The 22,657-nt window shown below is 62.0% G+C and carries 19 protein-coding genes; 8 read left to right on the top strand and 11 right to left on the bottom strand.

What is annotated here, in order from left to right; genetic code table 11:
• Positions 1-254 precede the first annotated feature (254 nt).
• The 7 genes from HX869_RS17770 (at position 255) to HX869_RS17800 (ending at position 7,440) form a co-directional block, all read left to right on the top strand.
• Positions 255-1,496, top strand: a complete 1,242-nt coding sequence (locus tag HX869_RS17770; RefSeq protein WP_178903425.1) for an SfnB family sulfur acquisition oxidoreductase — start codon at positions 255-257, stop codon at positions 1,494-1,496.
• Between the two features lie 25 nt (positions 1,497-1,521).
• Positions 1,522-2,715 carry an SfnB family sulfur acquisition oxidoreductase gene (locus HX869_RS17775; RefSeq protein ID WP_003211848.1) on the top strand — a complete coding sequence of 398 codons (1,194 nt, stop codon included), beginning with the start codon at positions 1,522-1,524 and terminating at the stop codon, positions 2,713-2,715.
• Entirely contained in the window at positions 2,715-4,067 is a 1,353-nt protein-coding gene (locus tag HX869_RS17780; protein ID WP_178903426.1) for an LLM class flavin-dependent oxidoreductase, read from the top strand. The genes HX869_RS17775 and HX869_RS17780 overlap by 1 nt, the downstream gene beginning before the upstream one ends.
• Before the next feature lie 142 nt (positions 4,068-4,209).
• Positions 4,210-5,025: a MetQ/NlpA family ABC transporter substrate-binding protein gene (locus HX869_RS17785; RefSeq protein WP_003211844.1), complete on the top strand. Its 816-nt coding sequence runs from the start codon at positions 4,210-4,212 to the stop codon at positions 5,023-5,025.
• Positions 5,022-6,140, top strand: coding sequence for a methionine ABC transporter ATP-binding protein (locus HX869_RS17790; protein ID WP_102367883.1), 1,119 nt, complete (start codon positions 5,022-5,024; stop codon positions 6,138-6,140). Before HX869_RS17785 ends, HX869_RS17790 begins: the two co-directional genes overlap by 4 nt.
• Complete coding sequence (locus HX869_RS17795) at positions 6,130-6,774, top strand: methionine ABC transporter permease (RefSeq protein ID WP_003211840.1); 645 nt, start codon at positions 6,130-6,132, stop codon at positions 6,772-6,774. The genes HX869_RS17790 and HX869_RS17795 overlap by 11 nt, the downstream gene beginning before the upstream one ends.
• A 39-nt stretch (positions 6,775-6,813) precedes the next feature.
• A complete protein-coding gene (locus HX869_RS17800) occupies positions 6,814-7,440 on the top strand; it encodes a bifunctional 2-polyprenyl-6-hydroxyphenol methylase/3-demethylubiquinol 3-O-methyltransferase UbiG (RefSeq protein WP_177021017.1) in 627 nt (208 codons plus the stop codon).
• 94 nt (positions 7,441-7,534) lie between these two features.
• On the opposite strand, the gene HX869_RS17805 is transcribed toward HX869_RS17800, so the two are convergent.
• From HX869_RS17805 to HX869_RS17820, 4 genes are all read right to left on the bottom strand, one after another.
• Positions 7,535-9,718, bottom strand: a complete 2,184-nt coding sequence (locus HX869_RS17805) for a glycoside hydrolase (RefSeq protein WP_178903427.1) — start codon at positions 9,716-9,718, stop codon at positions 7,535-7,537.
• A gap of 120 nt (positions 9,719-9,838) precedes the next feature.
• A complete protein-coding gene (locus tag HX869_RS17810) occupies positions 9,839-12,892 on the bottom strand; it encodes an efflux RND transporter permease subunit (protein ID WP_087692737.1) in 3,054 nt (1,017 codons plus the stop codon).
• Entirely contained in the window at positions 12,889-13,959 is a 1,071-nt protein-coding gene (locus HX869_RS17815) for an efflux RND transporter periplasmic adaptor subunit (protein ID WP_003211833.1), read from the bottom strand. Before HX869_RS17815 ends, HX869_RS17810 begins: the two co-directional genes overlap by 4 nt.
• Entirely contained in the window at positions 13,956-15,059 is a 1,104-nt protein-coding gene (locus HX869_RS17820; protein WP_177028465.1) for an efflux RND transporter periplasmic adaptor subunit, read from the bottom strand. The genes HX869_RS17815 and HX869_RS17820 overlap by 4 nt, the downstream gene beginning before the upstream one ends.
• Positions 15,060-15,181: 122 nt before the next feature.
• Here HX869_RS17820 and HX869_RS17825 point away from each other — a divergent pair, with 122 nt between their 5' ends.
• Complete coding sequence (locus tag HX869_RS17825; protein WP_178903428.1) at positions 15,182-16,342, top strand: AAA family ATPase; 1,161 nt, start codon at positions 15,182-15,184, stop codon at positions 16,340-16,342.
• A gap of 134 nt (positions 16,343-16,476) precedes the next feature.
• Here HX869_RS17825 and HX869_RS17830 read toward each other — a convergent pair whose 3' ends face one another.
• From HX869_RS17830 to HX869_RS17860, 7 genes are all read right to left on the bottom strand, one after another.
• The gene (locus HX869_RS17830) at positions 16,477-17,352 is read right to left on the bottom strand and encodes a transporter substrate-binding domain-containing protein (protein ID WP_008435828.1); all 876 of its coding nucleotides are present in this window, start codon (positions 17,350-17,352) and stop codon (positions 16,477-16,479) included.
• On the bottom strand, positions 17,349-18,125 hold the full coding sequence (locus tag HX869_RS17835; protein WP_003211829.1) for an amino acid ABC transporter ATP-binding protein: 777 nt from the start codon (positions 18,123-18,125) through the stop codon (positions 17,349-17,351). Before HX869_RS17835 ends, HX869_RS17830 begins: the two co-directional genes overlap by 4 nt.
• Positions 18,122-18,781 (bottom strand): amino acid ABC transporter permease, encoded by a 660-nt coding sequence (locus HX869_RS17840; protein WP_008435829.1) that lies wholly within the window; start codon positions 18,779-18,781, stop codon positions 18,122-18,124. The genes HX869_RS17835 and HX869_RS17840 overlap by 4 nt, the downstream gene beginning before the upstream one ends.
• A complete protein-coding gene (locus HX869_RS17845; protein WP_003211825.1) occupies positions 18,762-19,427 on the bottom strand; it encodes an amino acid ABC transporter permease in 666 nt (221 codons plus the stop codon). The genes HX869_RS17840 and HX869_RS17845 overlap by 20 nt, the downstream gene beginning before the upstream one ends.
• Before the next feature lie 560 nt (positions 19,428-19,987).
• Positions 19,988-20,770: a MetQ/NlpA family ABC transporter substrate-binding protein gene (locus tag HX869_RS17850; RefSeq protein ID WP_063033612.1), complete on the bottom strand. Its 783-nt coding sequence runs from the start codon at positions 20,768-20,770 to the stop codon at positions 19,988-19,990.
• A gap of 232 nt (positions 20,771-21,002) precedes the next feature.
• The gene (locus HX869_RS17855; protein WP_003211821.1) at positions 21,003-21,923 is read right to left on the bottom strand and encodes a sigma 54-interacting transcriptional regulator; all 921 of its coding nucleotides are present in this window, start codon (positions 21,921-21,923) and stop codon (positions 21,003-21,005) included.
• Positions 21,924-21,971: 48 nt separating this feature from the next.
• Positions 21,972-22,553: an alpha/beta hydrolase gene (locus HX869_RS17860; protein ID WP_003211820.1), complete on the bottom strand. Its 582-nt coding sequence runs from the start codon at positions 22,551-22,553 to the stop codon at positions 21,972-21,974.
• Positions 22,554-22,657 lie beyond the last annotated feature (104 nt).

Consider the following 22,657-nt stretch of genomic DNA (forward strand, 5'->3'; position numbering starts at 1 on the left):
GACCAGCCCCGCCAGGGCCCCGCTGGCCTACCAACCCCGTCGCCCCGGCTCGCCCTGTGAACCGGGGTGACAGACCTTCTATGCATATTCCTAAAAGTTAGTTTATTAAAAAATTTAACACGCTTAGGGTATATGCACCGGACCACCGGACATTCCTGATTTTTTTATCTTTTCAACGGATGTGAGGTAGGTATGGTCAAAATTACCCCGGTGCGTAACGCCAGGGCATTGCGTGCAGCCAAGGAGCGGCGCTGATGTCTAACTTGGCACAAACACCCCCCCAGAGTGATCTGGACGTTGCCCCGCTGTTGTTGCCCGCCAAAGTGCTGCGCAACGACGCCGAGGCCCTGAGCGCCGCCCACGAGCTGGCACAGGCCGCGCGCCTGCAAGCGGCCAGGCGCGATCAGCAACGCAAACTGCCCTGGGCTGAAATCGAACACTTCACCCGCAGCGGCCTGGGCAGTATTTCCATTCCCCGTGAGTACGGCGGCCCGCAGGTGTCCTTCGTGACCCTGGCCGAGGTGTTCGCGATCATCAGCGCGGCCGACCCGGCGCTGGGGCAAATCCCGCAGAACCATTTCGGCATCCTGCACGTGCTGCAAGGTGCGGCCAGCGAGCGCCAGAAAAAGCAGCTGTTTCAGAGCGTGCTGGACGGCTGGCGCATCGGCAACGGCGGCCCGGAACGCGGTACCAAAAACACCCTGGACCTCAAGTCACGCATCACCGCCGAAGGTGACGGCTACGTCGTCAGTGGCCAGAAGTTCTACTCCACTGGCGCGCTGTTCGCCCATTGGGTGGCGGTCAAGGCCTTGAACGATGACGGCAAAGTCGTCATGGCGTTCGTGCGCCGTGGCACCGAAGGCCTGCGTATCGTCGATGACTGGTCAGGCTTTGGCCAACGCACCACCGCCAGCGGCACAGTGCTGCTGGATCAAGTGGCGGTGGACGCCGAACTGGTGGTGGAAACCTGGCGACTCGGCGAAACACCGGGCATCCAGGGAGCAGTCTCGCAATTGATCCAGGCGGCCATCGACGCCGGCATCGCCCGTGGCGCGATCGACGACACCATCAGCTTTGTACGCGAACGCTCGCGGCCATGGATCGACGCCAAGGTCGAACGGGCCAGCGATGACCTGTATGTGATCGCCGATATCGGCAAGCTGAAGATCGAACTGCACGCCGCTGAAGCCCTGCTGCGCAAGGCCGGCCAGGTACTGGACCAAGTCAGCGCCGAGCCGATCACCGCGCAGTCCGCCGCACGCGCCTCGATTGCCGTAGCCGAAGCCAAGGTGCTGACCACCGAGATTTCCCTGCTCGCCAGCGAAAAGCTGTTCGAGCTGGCCGGCAGCCGCGCGACCCTCGCCGAATTCAACCTCGACCGCCACTGGCGCAACGCCCGGGTGCACACCCTGCACGACCCGGTGCGCTGGAAGTACCACGCGGTGGGCGCTTACCACCTCAACGGCACTTTGCCTGCCCGACATTCCTGGATTTAACCGACCAGACCTCTGGAGAATACGCATGACCCTTTCTCATCACGTCGCGGTTATTACCAGCGATGAACAAGCCCTCATTGTCGCCAGCGACCTGGCCGAAGACTTCCGCCGCGACAGCGCCTTGCGTGACCGTGAACGCCGCCTGCCCTTGCCTGAGCTGGACGTGTTTTCCCGCTCCGGCCTGTGGGGCATCAGCGTACCCAAGGAGTTCGGCGGTGCCGGCGTTTCCAACGTCACCCTGGCCAAGGTCACGGCACTGATTGCCCAGGCGGATGCGTCCCTGGGGCAGATCCCGCAAAACCATTTTTATGCCCTCGAAGTGCTTCGGGTGAACGGCAGCCCGGCGCAGCAAAAACGCCTGTACGCCGAAGTGCTCGCCGGCCAGCGCTTCGGCAATGCGCTGGCAGAACTGGGCACCAAGACCGCCCACGACCGCATCACCAAGATCACCCGCGACGGTGACGGTTTCCGTATCACCGGCCGCAAGTTCTACTCGACCGGCGCGATCTACGCCCAACGTATTCCCACGTCCGTGGTGGACGAAAACGGTGTGCAGCAACTGGCCTTTGTCACCCGTGACAGCGAGGGCCTGAGCGTGATCGACGACTGGAGCGGCTTCGGCCAGCGCACCACCGGCAGCGGTTCGGTGGTGTTCGATAACGTGTGGGTCGCGGCCCAGGACGTGATCCCGTTCCAGAGTGCCTTCGAACGCCCGACCACTGTCGGCCCGCTGGCGCAGATCCTTCACGCCGCCATCGACACCGGTATCGCCCGCGCTGCCTATGAGGATGCGCTGCACTTCGTGCGCACCAAGACCCGGCCGTGGATCGACGCCACCAGCGACAAGGCCACCGAAGATCCGCTGACCCTGAAAAGCTTCGGCCACTTGAGCATCCGCCTGCACGCCACCGAAGCCCTGCTGGAACGCTCAGGCGAATTCCTCGACCGCGCCCAGGCCGACAGCAATGCCGACACCGTCGCGGCCGCATCCATCGCGGTCGCCGAAGTGCGCGCCCTCAGCACCGAGATTTCCCTGGCGGCCGGCAGTACCCTGTTCGAACTTGCCGGAAGCCAGGCGACCCTCGCCGAACACGGCCTGGACCGCCACTGGCGCAACGCCCGGGTACACACCCTGCACGACCCGGTGCGCTGGAAGTACCACGCCGTGGGCAATTACTACCTCAACGATGAAAACCCGCCACTGCGGGGGACTATCTGATGGCGAAGAAAAAGATCCTGCTCAATGCCTTCAACATGAACTGCATCGGGCACATCAACCACGGCCTGTGGACCCATCCACGGGACAACTCGACCCAGTACAAAACCATCGAGTACTGGACCGAACTGGCGCAATTGCTGGAACGCGGACTGTTCGACGGGCTGTTCATCGCCGACATCGTCGGCGTGTATGACGTCTACCAGAACTCGGTGGACGTGCCGCTCAAGGAAGCGATCCAGCTGCCGGTCAACGACCCGTTGCTGCTGGTCTCGGCCATGGCGGCGGTGACCAAAAACCTTGGCTTTGGCCTGACCGCCAACCTCACCTACGAACCGCCGTATCTGTTCGCCCGGCGCATGTCGACCCTCGACCACCTGAGCCGTGGCCGGGTGGGCTGGAACATCGTCACCGGCTACCTCGACAGCGCCGCCAAGGCCATGGGCCTGACCGAGCAGGTCGAGCACGACCGGCGCTACGACCAGGCCGACGAATACCTGGAGGTGCTCTACAAACTCTGGGAAGGCAGCTGGGAAAACGACGCGGTGATCAACGATCCGCAGGCGCGGGTGTATGCCCAGCCGGATAAGGTGCACAAGGTCGAGCACAAGGGCGAGTTCTATCAGGTGGAGGGTTATCACCTGTGCGAGCCGTCGCCGCAACGCACGCCGGTGCTGTTCCAGGCGGGCAGCTCCGACCGTGGGCTGCTGTTTGCCGGGCGCCACGCCGAGTGCGTGTTCATCAGCGGGCAGAACAAGGCCTCGACCAAGATCCAGGTGGACAAGGTGCGCGCCAGCGCCGTGGAAGCCGGGCGCAACCCAGACGATATCAAGGTGTTCATGGGCCTGAACGTGATTGTCGGCGCCACCGAAGAAGCTGCGTGGGCCAAGCACGCCGAGTACCTGAGCTACGCCAGTGCGGAAGCCGGCGTGGCGCATTTCTCGGCATCCACGGCGATTGATTTTTCACAGTACGAAATCGACGAACCGATCCAGTACGTGAAGAGCAACGCCATCCAGTCCGCGACCAAGAACCTGCAGAACAATGACTGGACCCGGCGCAAGTTGCTTGAGCAACACGCTCTTGGCGGGCGCTACATCACCCTGGTGGGTTCGCCGGCACAGGTGGCGGATGAACTTGAATCATGGATCAGCGAAACCGGCCTGGATGGCTTCAACCTGACGCGCATCGTCACCCCGGAAAGCTACGTCGACTTCATCGAACTGGTGGTGCCGGAGCTGCAGCGCCGGGGCTCGTACAAGACCGCGTATGAGACCGGGACGTTGCGGGAGAAAGTCTTCCACCACTCGGCGCACTTACCTGAACAACACACCGGCTCCACCTACCGCCACTGAACCAAAATGTGGGAGCGGGCTTGCTCGCGAAAGCGCTGTATCAGTCGCCGGATGCATTCACTGACACACCGCTTTCGCGAGCAAGCCCGCTCCCACCTTGACCGAGTTGTTTGCACTCACACCTTATGACTGGAAATCCACTATGAAAAAAACATTGCTCAGCCACCCAGTCAAAGCACTGGCGCTCGCCCTCGGATTGTTCAGCTCGGCGGTATTCGCCGCTGACGCACCGTTGAAAGTCGGCACCACCGCCGCCTTCGCCATTCCACTGGAGGCCGCCGTCGAAGAGGCCGGCAAACAGGGTTTGAAAGTCGAACTGGTGGAATTCACCGACTGGATCGCACCCAACGTCAGCCTGGCAGCCGGCGATATCGACGTGAACTACTTCCAGCACATCCCGTTTTTGGAAAACGCCAAGGCCGCTGCGGGCTTTGACCTGGTGCCGTACGCGCCGGGCATCATCAACAACGTCGGGCTGTATTCGAAGAAGTACAAGAGCATCAACGACCTGCCCCAGGGCGCCAGCGTGGCGATTGCCAACGACCCGATCAACAGTGGTCGCGGCCTGCAACTGCTGGCCAAGGCCGGCTTGATCACGCTCAAGCCGGGCGTGGGCTACAAGGCCACTGAAGAAGACATCGTCACCAACCCGAAGAAGATCAAGATCCTGCAAGTGGAGGCGGTGCAACTGGTGCGCGCTTATGACGACGCCGACCTGGTGCAGGGCTACCCGGCGTATATCCGCCTGTCCAAGACCTTCGATGCCGAGTCGGCGCTGCTGTTCGACGGCCTCGACCATCCGGAATATGTGATCCAGTTCGTGGTCCAGCCTAAGAGCAAAACCGACCCGCGGGTGATCAAGTTCGTCGACATCTACCAGCACTCGCCGGTGGTGCGCGCCGCGTTGGATAAATCCCTTGGCAAGCTCTACCAAGTCGGCTGGGAAGATAAAAAATGACCGCCGCCCACTCTCAACTGCGCGACCTGGGCTTGCCGCCCAGGGACGCCGAGCAGACAGAACTGCACCCGGACCTGAACCGCGCGCACGTGCGCTTTATCAACCTGGGCAAGACCTATGACGGCCAATCCGTGCCCGCCCTGCAAGGCATCGACCTGGCGATCCAGCGCGGCGAAGTCTTCGGCATCATCGGCCGCAGCGGCGCCGGCAAGTCGTCGCTGATCCGCACCATCAACCGCCTGGAACAACCGAGCAGCGGCCGGGTATTGATTGACCAGGTGGACATCGGCGACTTCGACGAAGACCGCCTGGTCGCCCTGCGCCGACGCATCGGCATGATCTTCCAGCACTTCAACCTGATGTCGGCCAAGACCGTATGGCAGAACGTCGAACTGCCGTTGAAAGTCGCAGGCGTGCCCAAGGAGCAGCGCGAGAAGAAGGTGCGTGAACTGCTGGAATTGGTCGGTTTGCAGGATAAGCACCAGGCTTACCCGGCCCAGCTGTCCGGCGGGCAGAAACAGCGGGTGGGCATCGCCCGCTCACTGGTGCATGACCCACAGATTCTGTTGTGCGACGAAGCCACTTCGGCGCTCGACCCTGAGACCACGCAATCCATCCTCGGCCTGCTGCGGGAGATCAACAAACGCCTGGGCCTGACCATCGTGCTGATCACCCACGAAATGGCCGTAATTCGCGAAATCTGCGACCGCGTGGTGGTGCTGGAACACGGCCATGTGGTCGAGCAAGGTCCGGTGTGGGAAGTGTTCGGCAACCCGCAGCATGAGGTCAGTAAAACCCTGCTGGCGCCGCTGCAACATGGCCTGCCTGAAGAGTTGCAAAGCCGCCTGCAGGCCAATCCGACCTCAAAGGACGCCGCCGTGGTGCTGCGCTTGCAACTGACTGGCAGTGCCGAAGACGAACCCGATCTTGCTGCGTTGTTCAGCGCCCTCGGCGGGCGCGTGCGCTTGCTGCAAGGCGGTGTGGAACGCATCCAGGGCCACGCCTTGGGGCAATTGCTGCTGGCGGTGAGCGGCTCGTCCCTGACCGCCGAAGAACTGCGCAGCCGCGCCGGGCGCTGGGCACAACAGGTGGAGGTGCTGGGCTATGTGGTTTGATCGTTTATTGCAGGGCGCCATCGACACACTGTTGATGGTCGGAGTGTCGTCGTTGATTGCATTGCTGGTGGGGATTCCGCTGGCGGTGTTCCTGGTGACCAGCGACAAGGGCGGCATCTATCAGGCGCCTGCCTTGAATCGGGTGCTGGGGGCGTTCGTTAACCTGTTCCGCTCGATCCCGTTTTTGATTTTGATGGTGGCGCTGATTCCGTTCACCCGGTTGATCGTCGGCACCACCTATGGCGTGTGGGCGGCGGTGGTGCCGTTGACCATCGCGGCCACGCCGTTCTTCGCGCGGATCGCCGAAGTCAGCTTGCGCGAAGTCGACCACGGCTTGATCGAAGCGGCGCAAGCCATGGGTTGCCGGCGCTGGCATATCGTCTGGCATGTGCTGCTGCCGGAGGCGCTGCCGGGGATTGTCGGCGGGTTCACGATTACCCTGGTGACGATGATCAACTCCTCGGCCATGGCCGGGGCAATTGGCGCCGGTGGGCTGGGGGATATTGCCTATCGCTATGGCTATCAGCGTTTTGACACGCAGATCATGCTCACCGTGATTGTGCTGCTGGTGATCCTGGTAGCCGTGATTCAGTTGGGCGGCGATCGGTTGGCCAGGGTTCTGAACAAGAGGTGAGGTATAGTCGGGCCATCTCAGCGCCCGGTATAACCTGCCATGAAACTCGCCCCCGACGACCTCGACCAGATCACCTCCACCACCCTTGGCCACTACAACAAAGTGGCCGAGGATTTTCGTGAAGGCACCCGCGATCACGATGTGAGCCAGAACATTGATGCGTTGCTGCGGCATATCCAGGGCGACGCACCGTTTACCGTGCTGGATTTCGGCTGCGGGCCGGGGCGGGATTTGCAGACGTTTACCCGCATGGGCCACATCGCGGTGGGGCTCGATGGTTCGGAGCGCTTTGCACAGATGGCCCGGGAAGACAGCGGCTGTGAAGTGCTGCAACAGGACTTCCTGAAGCTGGATTTGCCAGCCGGCCGTTTCGACGGGATCTTCGCCAATGCGGTGCTGTTTCATATTCCCAAGCAGGAACTGCCGCGCATTCTTGGGCAGTTGCATGGGGCGTTGAAGGTCGGTGGAGTGTTGTTCAGCTCAAACCCTCGGGGTGAAAACCAGGAGGGCTGGAATGGGCCGCGGTATGGCTCGTATCACGACTTGCAGGCCTGGCAGGAATTGCTGACGGCTGCGGGGTTTGTGGAGTTGGAGCATTACTACCGGCCAGCGGGATTGCCTCGGGAACAACAGCCGTGGCTGGCGAGTGTGTGGCGCAAGCTGTAGGTCTTTGTTGTTTGGGCTTACGCCTTCGCGAGCAAGCCCGCTCCCACATTTTGGAATGCATTTCCCTGTGGGAGCGGGCTTGCTCGCGAAGGACTCACAGCCGCCACTCATCCACCTGATACACCACAGCCTGGGCGCCAGGCACAAAAGCCGTAATACGCCCCTCAGCAAAATTCGCCACCAACCGCGTTCCATCGGCAAACGTGGTCTGCTGCACCTGTTTATCTTCGGTCAGCCAGCGAAAATCGGTCATCGCCTGAGTCGCCAACCGTTCATGCAGCGGCCGGAAGAACGCGTCCTGGCGCTGAATCACCGGCAAGCGCTGCTTCACCGTCGCCGCACTCAGGTGATACAGCGGCGGCACGTTGTAGAGCAGTTGCGTCAGCTCGTTTTCGGCCCGCACGTTGCTCAGTTTCAGGCTGTCGAACAGCCAATGGTGGGTGGTGATCACCGAGCCATGGAACACCGCCTGATACAGCGGCAGGCGCATCGTCGGGTCAAAGTAGACCGTGCGAAACGGCTCTTTCAACGGCACCGACTTGAAGAACACCGCCGGCTGTTCCGGCGGGTACCAAGCCCCGACGTAATACGGCGACTGCTTGTCCTTGGTCATCTCACGATCACCCCAGCCCAGCACCGGCGTTTGCATGCCGTGGGCAAACAGGATGCCTCGGGCGGTGATCGCGTTGCCGTCCTCGGAACCTGCCGGCAACTTCAGCGCCGTATTGATCCAGCGGGCCGCATCGATATTGCCTTCGGCATTTTGTGCCTGGGTCATGCTCGCACCCGTGCGATAGCTGTCGAACAACATACTGGTGGCATAGGCGTCGAGGAACCAGGCGTTGAACCCGGACTTGGCCTGCACCGCCTTGATCCGCGCCTCCAGCAACGGCCGCACGCAGCGCGGGTCGGTGTAGTGGCCGGACTTCTGGAAGCCGGTCTTCAACTGGCCGCCCTTCAACACGATTGCGCACTCGCCGTAGGCCTTGCTGCCCAGGTGCGCGGTGGTCCAGTCGGGATTTTCGGTGGCAGACAGTGCCGTTTCATAAGAGTCGTAGGGCGCCATCAAGTAACCGGCGTCGACCCCGGTCTTCACCGCCTCAGGATGCCAGAGCCCGCCTTCCCAGCCTTCGCCCTGGGTCACCAGCAGGCGCTTGAGACCGGCGCCTTTCAGCGCGTTGGTGACGGACAAGGTGTTGCCCCAAGTCTCAGGCGTGGCGCTCAAGGCACCGGCAAAAGCCACGGCCAACTCGCGACGCAACGCACCATAGCCATCAGCGAGTTGGGTCATATTCGGCTCGGTGGAGGGCTGCCAGCCCTGCCGGGCCTTTGTGTTGATCGCCGCATTCAGGCCGCGCAGCAGGACAGCCTGCTCATACGGTTGCTTGACCTGTCGAACCTGCGCAGCCTCTTTGTCCAGCAAGCCATTCAACTCCGCCGCCAAGCCTTTGCCACTGCGCAGCAGTTTGAGCAACTGCTGCCAGTCCCGCACATCACCCAAGCTCAGCAGGTCATTGCCCCACAGGTAGATATGGCTGGCGCCCAGCAGCTTTTCCGCTTCCGGGGTTTGCCGCAACTTGTCCGCCAACGGTTCAAACAGCCCCTGCTCCACCAGCCACTGGTGATAACGCTTGGCGCCGGCCAGCGGGTCGCTTTCGCCCAGGTGCAACAGCACGGTCATCGGCGCCGCTGGGTCCAGTGTGGTGAACTCATGGGAGGCGGACAACGCCAGTCCTTTGCCGTCGGCCTGCCAGTGCAGACGGTTGTTGTAAGGATTGGTCATCAGCCAGTTGAGGGTAAACGCGCCGTGATCCACGCCCCACAGCGGCAAGCTGAGGTCCTGGGTGGTGTTGACGTCGCCCTGCTCCAGCAGGAAGTCCTGCCACACACCATTGCCCGCCGGCACGTAATGCCCTTCGGCCAGGGGCCAGATCAGGCCCTTGCCCATGGCGCTGGCGGGTTGGCGCAGGATCGCCAACTCACCGGCATCACGGGCGGTAATCGTCAGGGCAAGATCCCGTTGCTCGAGGGTGGCGCTCAGGCGATAGGCGCCATCGTCCCATTGCCAACTGGCCTGACGGGTGCTTTGGGAGAGCTGGTTGACCCTGTGCGCAGGGCCTCCGCTTGAAGCCTGCACGGCGGTCTTGTCGCTGGGGAAAACGTGGATCGCAAGGGTCGCCGGGTCGATCTCAACCCGCCACAGGGCGTTCTCCAGCACCGTGCCGGCAAGGGCCACGGGCGACAGTAACAAGCTACAAACCAGCAGGAAACAACGCATGGGGCAGGCCTTGGCAAAGGATCAGGCCCGGAGGGTAAAACAATTGATCGGGTGCGAAGGGCAAAAAAATGTTTCAGGGAACATTCCCACGTCCGTGTAGGAATGTCACCGCTGTGGCCGTCAGGCTTGTTCTTTCTTCGGCTCGCGAATCTTGTACCAGGCCACGTACAGCGCCGGCAGGAACAGCAGCGTGAGCAAGGTGGCGATGATGATCCCGCCGATCATCGCGTAGGCCATCGGGCCCCAGAACACTTCACGGGCGATAGGGATCATGCCCAGGCTGGCCGCTGCTGCGGTCAGCAGGATCGGCCGGCGCCGGTGTTCGGTGGCTTCCACCACCGCGTCCCACGGCGTGTAGCCGTCGCGCTCGTAGGCGTCGATCTGCGTCACCAGGATCACCGAGTTACGGATGATGATGCCGATCAGCGCAAGGATCCCGAGAATCGCCACAAAGCCCATGGGCGTACCCGTGGGAATCAGCGCCAACACCACGCCAATCAGCCCCAGCGGCGCCACGCTGGCCACCAGGAACATCTTCTGCACGCTGTGCAACTGGATCATCAGGAAGGTCGCCATCAGGAACAGCATCAACGGCACTACCTTGGCAATCGGGCCCTGGGCCTTGCCGCTTTCTTCCACGGTGCCGCCGGTGGCGACCTTGTAGCCCACCGGCAACCCAGCACTGAACTTGTCGATGTCCGGCTTGAGCTGTTTCACCAGGTCGGTCGGCTGCATGTCGTCGCGCACCGCCGCCTTGATGGTGATGGTCGGCTTGCGGTCGCGACGCCATACCAACGGCTGTTCCAGCTCATAACGCACGGTGGCAAACGCCAGCAGCGGAATCGAGGTGCCGTTGGGCGTGACGATCTGCAGGTTCTGCAAGGTTTCCGGCGTACCGCGTTCGGCATCTTCGGCGCGACCGACCACGTTGATCAGGTAGATATCGTCATGCACCTGGGTCACCGACGCACCGCTGACCACGCTGTTCATCAACTGCGCCACGTCTTCCGACGACAGCCCCAGTTGCCGCGCCTTGTCCTGGGCGATGTCCACCCGCAGGACTTTGCCCGGCTCGTTCCAGTCGTAGATGATCTCGCCCATGTGGGTATTTTTATCGAGCATGGTCGCCAGTTCGATCGCGTGTTTGCGCACCTGGTCGATGTCCTTGCCAGACACCCGGTACTGGATCGGACGCCCCACCGGCGGGCCCATTTCCAGTGGCTGCACAAAGCTGCCCACGCCGACAAAATCTTCCCGCAGGCGTTTTTGCAGGCGCGCAATCAAGGCGCCGCGCTCTTCCAGGCCCTTGCTGACGATCACCAGTTGCGCGTAGTACGGGTTCTCCAGTTGCTGGTCCAGCGGCAGGTAGAAACGGATCGCGCCCTGGCCGATGTAGGTGCTCCAGCGGGCGATGTCCGGGTCGTCCTTGATGATCGCCTCAAGACGGTCGACGGCCTTGCGGGTCTCGTTGATCGAGGCGTTTTGCGGCAGGTTGAGGTCGACGAGAATTTCCGGACGGTCCGAGGACGGGAAAAACTGGTTCTGCACAAACTGCATGGAAAACACCGACGCTACAAACAGCAGCACGGTAATGCCAATGGCCCACCAGCGGTTACGCATCGCCCACAGCATGCCGCCATTGAACGCCCGGCCCACACGGCCCGGCTCGGCATTGTGGGGTTTTACCTTGCTGCTGAGGATATGCACCCCGAGCACCGGCGCGAACAATACCGCGACCACCCACGACACCAGCATTGCCACGGCAATCACCGCGAACAGCGTGAAGGTGTACTCCCCCGCCGAACTGGCGTTGAGGCCAATCGGCACAAACCCGGCGACGGTCACCAGCGTGCCGGTCAACATCGGGAACGCGGTGGAGGTGTAGGCGAACGTCGCCGCCTGCTCCTTGGTCTCGCCTTTTTCCAGGCGCGTGATCATCATCTCCACGGTGATCATCGCGTCGTCCACCAACAGGCCGAGGGCGATGATCAACGCGCCCAGCGACACCCGCTGCATGGTGATGCCGCTGTATTCCATGAACACGAACACAAGCGCCAGCACCAGCGGGATCGAGCACGCCACCACCAACCCGGCACGCACGCCAAGGCTGATAAAGCTCACCACCAGCACGATGATCACCGCCTCGAACAACGCGCTGGTAAAGCCGCCAACGGCCTCCTCCACCACTTCGGCCTGGTCGGAAACCTTGTGCACGCCCACACCCACTGGCAGGTCGGCGGTCAGATCGTCCATGCGTTTGTGCAGGGCCTTGCCGAAATCCTGGATGTTGCCGCCCTTCTGCATGGCGATGGCCAAGCCGATGGCGGGCTTGCCGTTGAAGCGGAACATCGGCGTCGACGGGTCGACATAGCCACGGGTGATTTCCGCCACGTCGGCCAGCCGATAGAAACGGTCATTGAGCCGCAGGTTGACGTTGGCCAGGTCCTTCTCCGAGGCGAACTGCCCGGAGGTGCGCACCGAAATCCGCTCCGGCCCGGCCTCGATCACCCCAGCCGGGGTCACCGCGTTCTGCGATTGCAGGCTCTGCACCACCTGGCGCTGATCGATCCCCAGCGCTGCGAGTTTGCGGGTGGAGAAATTCAGGTAAATCACTTCGTCCTGCTGGCCGATCATCTCGACCTTGCCCAGCCCCGGTACCGAACGAATTTCGGCGCGCACCTGCTCCACGTAATCGCGCAGCTGGCGCATCGACAGGCCGTCGGCGGTAAATGCGTACACCGAGCCGAACACATCCCCGAACTCGTCGTTGAACGCCGGCCCCTGCAAGCCTTGGGGGAAGCTGCCGCGAATATCGTCGATCTTCTTGCGGACCTGGTACCAGATCTGCGGGATGTCCTTGGCGCTGGTGGTGTCCCGCAGGAACACGAACACCGTGGACTCGCCGGGCCGGGTGTAGCTCTTCACGTAGTCGAGGGAGTCCAGCTCTTCGAGTTTTTTCTCGATGCGGTCGGTGACCTGCTTCAGGGTCTCTTCCTGGGTCGCACCCGGCCAGCGGGTCTGGATCACCATGGTCTTGATGGTGAACGACGGGTCTTCCTCGCGACCGAGGTTCATGTACGAGAACACGCCCATCAGCAGCGCGACGAACATCAGGTACCAGACGAAGGACTGATGCTTGAGGGCCCAGTCGGATAAGTTGAAGCTCCCTTTCATCGCGGGCTGTCCTCGTCGATTTTGACTTTTTGCCCGGGCTTCAGGCTGTTCACGCCGGCACTCACCACCCGCTCGCCGGGTTTGACGCCGGCGTTGAGCAAGGCGCTGTCGGCGTCACGGCTGACGATGCTGACGTCACGGGGCTGTACGGTCTGGCTTTGGGTGTCGATGACCCAGATGCGGGTCTTGCCGTCGGCTTCCTGCAAAGCGCTGAGGGGCAGTTCGATACGCGGCGCGATGGCTGAGCTCAGGGTCACGCTGATAGCGGTGCCGAGGCGAAACGCGGGCGGCGTTTCCGCCAGGGTCAGGCGGGCGCGACGGGTGCGGGTGGCGCTTTGGGCCTGGGGTTCGATCTCGCGCACGGTGGCGGTGGTGCTGACCGTGGGGTCCATCTGCCCGGCGACCAGGAACACCACATCCGGCGGCAGGCGCTCGGCGAGGCCGGCGGGCAAGTCGATGACGGCTTCCTTGATGTCCGGTCGTGCCAGGGTCACCACTTGCTGCCCGGCGCTGACCACCTGGCCGGCCTCGGCATTCCAGGCGGTGACGATGCCTGCATGGTCGGTGCGCAGTTCGGCGTAGTTGAGCTGGTCCTTGGCCTGGTTGACCGAGGCCCTGGCCTGATCCAGGGAAGCCTGGGTGGTTTTCAGGTCGGTCTGGGCGATGTCCAGCTGGGCCTGGGCGCCGACACCACGGTTGAACAATTCCTGCTGGCGACGGGCATTGGCCTGGGCGTTGATCCACTGTGCCTGGACCCGGGCCAGGTCGCCCTGGGCGGCGCGCAACTGGTTCTGTTGATCGGTGGGGTCGAGCACGGCGAGCAACGCGCCCTGCTGCACTTCAGCGCCCACGTCGACCGCGCGCCGGGCGATACGGCCTGGCACACGGAAACCGAGATTGCTTTCGTAGCGGGCCTGGATCGTGCCGGCGAAGCGGCCGAGGTTTTCCTGGTCTTCGGCTTTCACTTCAATCGACAGCACCGGGCGCACCGGTTCCGGTGCCGGTTCTTCCTTGGAACACGCCATCAACAGCAGGCTGGCGGCGAGCACACACGTCAACTGCTTCATGGCTGCACTCCCTGGGCCTGGGCCTGATCCGGCGGCTGGGCGATTTCCACGATCATGCCGGGGTGCAGCAATTGCCCGCCGGCCACCACGACTTTTTCGCCGCCCTTGAGGCCGTCGCTGATGATCACCTTGCCGGTGAGATAACGCGCGACCGTGACCTTGTGCAGTTGCGCCTTGCCGTCGTCGTCCACCAGCCAGACAGCCGGCGCACTGATGTCTTTGGTCAAGGCAGCCCACGGCAATTCGATGCTGGCCTTGGCCGGCCCGTTGGCGGTGGCGCTGACCACCGAGCCCAGTTGCATGCCCTTGGGCAGCGCGTCGAGGGCGATTTTGACTTGCACCGTGCCGGTATTGGCGGCAACGGCCGGGGTGACTTCGCGCACCTTGCCCACGGCGGTGATCTGCGGGTTTTCCAGCAGGCTGACGGTAATCGGTTTGTCCGGCGGCGGCTCCACCAGCAGCGATTCATAGACGTTGAACACCGCGTCGCGCTCGCCATCCCGGGCCAGGCTGAAAATCGGCACGGTGGCCTGCACCACCTGGCCCACCTCGGCCTGGCGGGCGGTGATGATGCCCGGCGCGTCGGCGACCAGCGAGGTGTAGCCCAACTGCTCGCGCGCATTGGCCAACTGCGCCTGGGCCGCGGTCAGCGCGCTCTGGCTGCTGCGCAACGCGGCCTGGGCAGAGTCGTATTCGCTGCGGCTGGTGTAGCCCTTGGGCAAGAGTTTTTCCTGGCGCACAAACGCGGCGGCGGTCTGTTTGACCCGCGCCTGCTCGGCGACCACCTGGGCCTGGGCGGAGTCGACATTGGTCTGCAAATCTTTCGGATCGAGCTTGGCCAGCACCTGCTTGGCGCTGACGCGGTCGCCGACATCCACCATGCGCTGGATGATCTTGCCGCCGACGCGGAACGACAGATCGGTCTGCACCCGGGCCTGGATATCGCCGGTCAAGGTCACGGCGGCGGCAAAGTCGGTGGACTTCACCGTCTGCACAAACACCCGGGAATGTTCCTTGGGTTCGGCTTTTTCCTGGCCGCAACCGCTCAGCAGCGCCAGCAGGCCAAGGCCGAGGATAAATGTGAGTTTGTGACCGCCCATGCAGGCTCCTTTTGCGTGATGCCGACGTGCCAGTGTCTATGCGACTGTGAGCTTAGAACAGGGTTCCTTATCTGCATGGAGAATCCCATACTCCAGGGGTTCCCAAACCGATAATTTTTCTCATGCTCAAGACCCTCGCGGTGGCCAATTACCGCTCGATCAACAAATTGGTGGTGCCGCTGGATCGGTTGAACCTGATTACCGGCCCCAATGGCAGCGGCAAGTCCAACCTGTACCGCGCCCTGCGGCTGCTGGCGGAGACGGCCCAGGGCGGCGTGATCAACGCACTGGCCCGCGAGGGTGGGCTGGATTCAACCTTCTGGGCCGGGCCGGAAAGCATCAGCCGGCGCATGCTCAGTGGTGAAGTGGCGGTGGAGCCCATCGTGCGCCAGGGCGCCAAGCGCTTGCGCTTGGGGTTTGCCGCAGAGGATTTCAGCTATGCGATTTCCCTGGGGTTGCCCGAGAAAACCTTGTCCTATTTTTCCCTGGACCCGGAGATCAAGAAAGAATGCATCTGGGCCGGGCATGTATTTCGCCCGGCGAGCCTGCTGGTGCAGCGCTCCGGCCCGATGGTACGTGCCCGCGATGGCCGCGCCTGGGATGTACTGGCCCAGCACACGCCGAACTACCACAGCCTGTTCGATCAGGTCGGCAGCCTGCGGGGTTCGCCGGAGGTATTGCTGCTGCGCGAAAGCATTCGCGGCTGGCGCTTTTATGATCATTTTCGCAGCGACGTCGACGCCCCGGTGCGCCTGCCGCAACTGGGCACGCGTACGCCGGTGCTGCATCACGATGGGCGGGACTTGGCGGCGGCGTTGCAGACCATCCGCGAGATCGGCGACCCCGAGGCGTTGCAGCGGGCGATCAGCGATGCGTTTCCCGGCGCACGGTTGAATATCGAGCCGTTGCAGGGCGGACGCTTTGCCATCGAGTTTTATCAGGAAGGATTGCTGCGGCCGTTATCGGCGGCGGAGCTGTCGGACGGGACCTTGCGCTACTTGCTGCTGGTGGCGGCGCTGCTGACGCCGAGGCCACCGACGATGATGGTATTGAACGAACCGGAAACCAGCTTGCACCCGGATCTTTTGCCGGCGTTGGCGCGGCTGATCATTCAGGTGTCGCAGCAGTGTCAGGTGTGGGTGGTGTCCCATGCCAGCCGCTTGATTGCGGCGTTGCAGCAGGATGAAGGGTGTAATTCGATCGTGCTGGAGAAGGTGATGGGGCAGACGCAGGTGGTGGGGCAGCGGGTGCTGGATGAGCCGGCGTGGCATTGGCCCAGTTAGGCGGTGCCTGTGAGGGCCTCTTCGCGAGCAAGCCCGCTCCCACATTTGTCCGCATTCCAAAGGTGGAACTCGGTCGAATGTGGGAGCGGGCTTGCTCGCGAAGACGGTAGATCAGTCACCCAACAGCTAGCTGATCAACCCTGCCACTTCCCGCCTTCAACAATCACGCTTTCCGGCTTGGTGTCATCGCTCAGTTCCTTGCGAACATACTGGTCATACAGCTTGAGCAAATACTTCTCTTCGCCCAACTTCGCCAGCTCGGCATTCACCCAATCCCGCAATTCGATGTTGCCCTTCTTCACCGCCGGCGCAATCGGCGCTTCATCCCCCAGTTTCTGCTCCAGCACGCGATAGCCCGGGTTCTGCTTGGCCCAGCTGAACAGCACCAGGTTGTCCTGGGCATAGGCATCACCACGGCCCGCCGACAACGCTTGCAGCGACTCGGAATTTTTCTCGAACTTCAGCAGTTTCCAGTCCGGGTGGTTCTTGGTCAGCCAGATATCCGCGGTGGTGCCGGTGGTGACGATGGTGGTGCGGGTCGCCAGGTCGTCCAGGCTCTTCACCGAGCTGTCCTGCGGCACCAGGGCCTGCACCGCGACTTTCAGGTTCGGGTTGGTGAAGTCCACCGCTTCCTTGCGCTCCGGCGTCACCGTCATGTTGGCGAGGATCAGGTCGACCTTGTCGCTTTGCAGGAACGGAATGCGGCTCGCCGGCTCTACGGCGACGAATTCAACCTTGTTCTCGTCGCCCAGCAGGTCCTTGGCGAAACGGCGGCCGATGTCGGTATCGAAGCCGACATAACGGCCGGACTCATCCACGAAACCAAACGGCGGCTTGTCGGTGAATACGCCGACGATCAGCTTGTCCCGCGCCTTGATCTTGTCGATGTAGCTCACGGCAGCGGGTGCCGGGGTGGCAGCGGCAGCCGTCTTGGCGGGCTCTTCGGATTTATTGCAGCCGGCCAGCAAAGCGAGGCCGAACAGGGGGAATAACAACTTGGCAGTTTTCATGACAGCTCCAGTTCCTTGGTTCTTTTGGGCAGTGTTGAAACGAAGGAGAACTTCTCCAGGAACTGCTGCGCGCGTGCGGTTTGCGGGTTCGTAAAGAATGCCTCGGGGGTGTTTTGTTCGAGGATGCGGCCGGCCTCCATGAACACCACGCGGTCGGCGACGGCGCGGGCGAAGGCCATTTCATGGGTGACGATCAGCAGCGTCATGCCGTCCCGGGCCAGGCCCTGGATCACTTCCAGTACTTCCTTGACCATCTCCGGGTCGAGGGCGGCGGTGACTTCGTCAAACAGCATGACCTGCGGGTTCATGCACAACGAGCGGACGATGGCGATGCGTTGCTGCTGGCCGCCCGACAGCTGGCGCGGGTAGGCGTCGCGTTTGTCGGAGAGGCCCACCCGTTCCAGCAGTTTTTCAGCCTGGGCCCGGGCTTCGCGGGGTTCGCGTTTTTGCACTTTCAGCGGGCCGAGCAGGAGGTTGTCGAGCACGCTCATGTGCGGGAACAGGTGATAACTCTGGAACACCATGCCCACGTCCTGGCGCACCTGGCGCCAGTCGGTGGCCTTGTCCAGCAGCTCCTTGCCGGCAAAACGCAGGCTGCCGCTGTGGGCCACTTCCAGGCCATTGAGGCACCGCAGCAAGGTGCTTTTGCCGCAACCGCTGGGGCCGAGGATCACCACCACTTCGCCACTTTGCACACTCAGGTCGATGCCGTCGAGCACCTGCTGGTCGCCGAAAAACTTGTTGAAACCCTGGAACTCGATCAATGCGCTCATGCTTGGGCCCAGCGCCGTTCCAGCACCTTGGAGGCGGCCGACAACGGGTAGCAGATAAAGAAGAAAAACAGGAACAGCGCGCCGTAGATCAATACCGACTCGTAGGTGCGCTCGATGATTTGCTGGCCGACCTTGATCACGTCCACCACACCGATCAGCACCGCCAGGGAGCTGGTCTTGATGATGCGGGTGTAGACGTTGATGGTCGGCGGGGTCATGCGTTTCAGGGCCTGGGGCAACAGCACGTAGCCGTACAGTTGCGGGTCCGACAGGCCAATCGACAGGCCGGCTTCACGCTGGCCTCGGGGCAACGAATGCAACGCACCGCGCACCACTTCGCCGACTTCACTGGCACCCCACAGCGACAACACCAGCACGGCGCACCAGAAGCTCGGAATGCTCAGGCCAAAGAAAATCGGCAGGCCGAAGAACAGCAAGTACAACCACACCAACACCGGAATGGCGCGGAACAGCTCCAGGTAAATCCGCAGCACCAGGTTGATCGCTTTCGAATTCAACGTGCGCAGTACGCCATACACCACGCCGCCGACGGTGCTGAAGGCGATGCTCAAGAACGAGATCGACAGGGTTTGCGCCGCGCCCTTGCCCAGTTGCGGCAAGGACACCCAGAGTAATTCAAGACCCGAACTGGCCATGCTGGAGCCTCCTTTCAAGGCGGCTGAGCAGCAGCGACAGCGGCAGGAATAACAGCACGCAGATCAACGTGAGCACCGCGAGCATTTCGTAGGTTTTGTAGTAGAGGGCGATATAGCTTTTGGTGGTGTAGAGAATTTCCGGCACCGCCACCGCCGACACGATCGTGGTTTCCTTGAGCAGGAAAATAAAGTTCGCAAACAGCGCCGGCAGGCTGAGGATCCCGGCCTGGGGCAGGATCACATGGCGCAGCAGTTGCCAGTGGGACAGCCCGATGGACTTGCCCGATTCGATCTGTGCCAGCGGCACCGCCTCGACACCGGCGCGCAGCACTTCCGTGAGGTAGGCGCCGCCGAGAAAGGTCATGGTGATGATCGCCGCCCAGAACCCGGAGATATTCAGCCCCAGGGCCGGCAACGCGAAGTAGACGAAAAACAGTTGGATCAGCAGCGGTGTGTTGCGCGCCAACTCCACGTACAGCGCCACCAGGCGCCACACGTAGGGCGTGCGAAACACCAGCAGCGCGGCGTTGATCAAGGCCACCAGCATGGAGGTGCCAATGGCGATCAGGCCGACTTGCAGGGTAACGCCCACGGCCTTGAGAAACGCTGGCAGCGTGCTGAGGATAAATGCGTAATCGAAGGTCATCTGAAATCCCTGACGCCGCAGGGGTAAAGCGGCGTTGGTGCGGTCCGGTCCAGCGTGGGTAACGCCGGGTAGCGCCGACTTTAAAGGTATAAAAAGCAAAATTTAAATACCGAAATAGCATATTGATATCACCCAAATAGATAACCTGCGGATTCGCGGTGCAGATGGATGACAGCTACTGTTCCCGGGGAAGTAGGAAGGGTCTTTTTATCGGAGCTGCACTTCAGGGATAGGCAGCGCGTGGCCAGACTGACGGCCAACCAACAGCGAGGGAGTGAGCGATGAACGAGGCAAAACCGATTGATCCGCAGGAACTGGTGAAGTGGCTGGTGGCACTGCGCAGGGCCATCAATAGCCGGAATCTCTGAGCAGACACAGTCCCAAAAAGTGGGAGCGGGCTTGCTCGCGAATGCGGTGTATCAGTCAGCAGATGTGTTGGCTGACCCACCGCATTCGCGAGCAAGCCCGCTCCCACATTTCGATTGTGTTCCAGCCATAAAAAACGCCGACGCTGTAGAAGCCGTCGGCGTTTAAACCTTGAAGGAGGTTTTTGGGTTCGATCAGAACGCCGGCACGACCGCGCCGTTGTATTTCTTCTCGATGAAAGCTTTCACTTCAGGGCTGGTCAGGGCTTTGGCCAGCTTCTGGATCGCGTCGCTGTCCTTGTTGTCCGGGCGGGCAACCAGGAAGTTCACGTACGGCGACTTGGCGTCTTCGATGATCAACGCGTCCTTGGCCGGGTTCAGGCCGGCTTCCAGGGCGTAGTTGGTGTTGATCAGGTCCAGGTCAACCTGGTCCAGGACGCGTGGCAGCAGCGCCGATTCCAGCTCTTTGAATTTCAGGTTTTTCGGGTTGCTGGCGATGTCTTTCGGCGTGGCCAGGGCGTTGGTCGGGTCTTTCAGAGTGATCACGCCAGCCTTTTGCAGCAGCAGCAGGGCACGGCCGGAGTTGCTGCCTTCGTTCGGGATGGCCACGGTGGCGCCATCTTTGAGCTCAGAGATGTTTTTGATTTTTTTCGAGTAGCCGCCGAAGGGTTCAACGTGCACACCGACCACGGTGACCAGGTTGGTGCCTTTACCCTTGTTGAAGTTTTCCAGGTACGGCAGGGTCTGGAAGTAGTTGGCGTCCAGACGCTTCTCGGCCACCTGTACGTTCGGTTGTACGTAGTCGGTGAAGACTTTGATTTCCAGGTCCACGCCTTCTTTGGCCAGGGTCGGCTTGACCAGCTCAAGGATCTCGGCGTGCGGGATCGGGGTAGCGGCTACCACCAGTTTCTCGTTGGCCTGGGCGAAGCTTGCAGTCAGGGCAGCCGCCAGTGCGGTAAACAACAGAACCTTTTTCATGCAGTGTCCTTATCGAAAATCCGGGTCGTCTGGGACGGCCGCTTTTTTAGTGGATGCCAGCGAAGTGCTATCGCGGCGTGGAGCGGACAATACCGAGGTTTTTTATTCCAGAACAATACTTTTTATTCACTTTGATATTCCATTTTGTTCATGCAGGAGCCCGTCTTGCCGGCGATGGCGGTCTTGAGCCTTGCGATGCTCCTGAGGACGCCATCGCCGGCAAGCCGGGCTCCTACAAAACAGCGTGTTCTTTCAGATAGCTTTTCAGGGCTTCAACCTCGGCGGCGCTGGCGTGGCCAAGAATTCGCCGCACCTGCTCCACAGGTGAACCCGCCACGGGCAGGTTCAAATGCTCAGGCAAAATCTCGTCGCCACTGCTGACCAGCAAGGCAAAGTGAATCACGTTCTCCAACTCCCGGGTGTTGCCCGGCCAGCTGTGATGCTCCAGCACGCGCTGGGCTTCGTCGCTGATCAGCGGCACCGGCAGGTCGAGGCGCTGGCTGTAGATGCCGAGGAAATATTCGGCCAGTGACAGGATGTCGCCCACCCGCTCGCGCAGTGCGGGCAGCTCCAGTTGGCCTTCGCTGAGGTAATGGAACAGGCGCTCATGAAACTTGCCGGCCGCCACGGCCTGGGCGAGGTCGATGCTGGTGGCCGCCACCAGCCGCACATCCACCGGGCTTGGCTGATGGGCGCCGACGCGGGTGACTTCGTGGTTTTCCAGCGCCGCCAGCAGCTTGACCTGGATTGGCAGCGGCAAGTCGCCGATTTCATCCAGGTACAACGTGCCGCCGTTGGCCGAGCCAAACCAGCCGGCGCGGCTGCTGGCTGCGCCGCTGTGGCTGCCTGCGGCGTAGCCGAACAGTTCGGCGTCGGCGTATGTCGGGCTGATGGCGCCGCAATTCACCGAGACAAACAGGCCGGTGCGGTCGCTGCCACGGTGGATATGCCGGGCGAGCAACTCCTTGCCGCTGCCGGTTTCGCCGCGGATCAACACGGGCAAGGCACGGGGGGCGAGGTTTTCGAGGTCTTCACGCAGTTGCCGCGAACGCGGGTCGACAAACACCAGCGCCTTGGCACGAATGCTCAGGGGGCTTTTTTCGGCGTCGGGGAAGGTCAGCAGGGGCTGACCGAAGGTTTCATGCAGGCTCATGGCAGGCTCCCGCCCCATCCACGAAGGGGAAGGGGCGTTTAAAAAATTTTATGCACGGCGCCGGGAGTGATGTTCCAGGCGATTTTGCAGGCGATAGAGGTAGGCGAAACCCTGTTCCCAGCGTTGATGGCCGGACTTCACGTTGATGTGCCCGGCGCCCGCGAGAATTCCCGCTTCGGCGCCCCAGTTACGTGCCAGTTCCAGGGCGCGGGTGGCGCTGACGGCGCTGTCGTTGTCGGAGCTGACGACCTGGCTTGGGAACGGCAGCAGATGGCTGGGGATTGGCGCAAAGTTACGCAGGGCGGGTGCGCAGGCAGGGCGTTCGACATCGGCCGGGGCCACCAGCAGGGCGCCGCGTACCTGACGCAGGAACTGCACCGGTGCGGTGGCCGCCCAATGGGCGACGGTGATGCAGCCCAGGCTGTGGGCGATCAGAATCACCGGGGTGCTGTCGGCGGCGATGGCTTCGGCCAGGGCTGCCACCCAGTCTTCGCGGCGTGGGGTGAGCCAGTCCGCCTGCTCCACACGAGCGCTGTTGGGCAGGCTGTTCTGCCAATGACTTTGCCAATGATCTTCTGGCGATCCTTGCCAGCCCGGCACGATCAGATAACGAATCGACTCGCTGTGCATGGGTGTGCCCTCCTGCAGCGTTTAACGTTGTGGGTCAGTATAGGCACGGGGTATATATTCGTTAAGGAATAAGAAGCTATTTATTAATAACCAAAATGTTTGTT

Origin of the sequence: Pseudomonas sp. P7779, assembly GCF_013386315.1 — a bacterium.
Taxonomy (GTDB): domain Bacteria; phylum Pseudomonadota; class Gammaproteobacteria; order Pseudomonadales; family Pseudomonadaceae; genus Aquipseudomonas.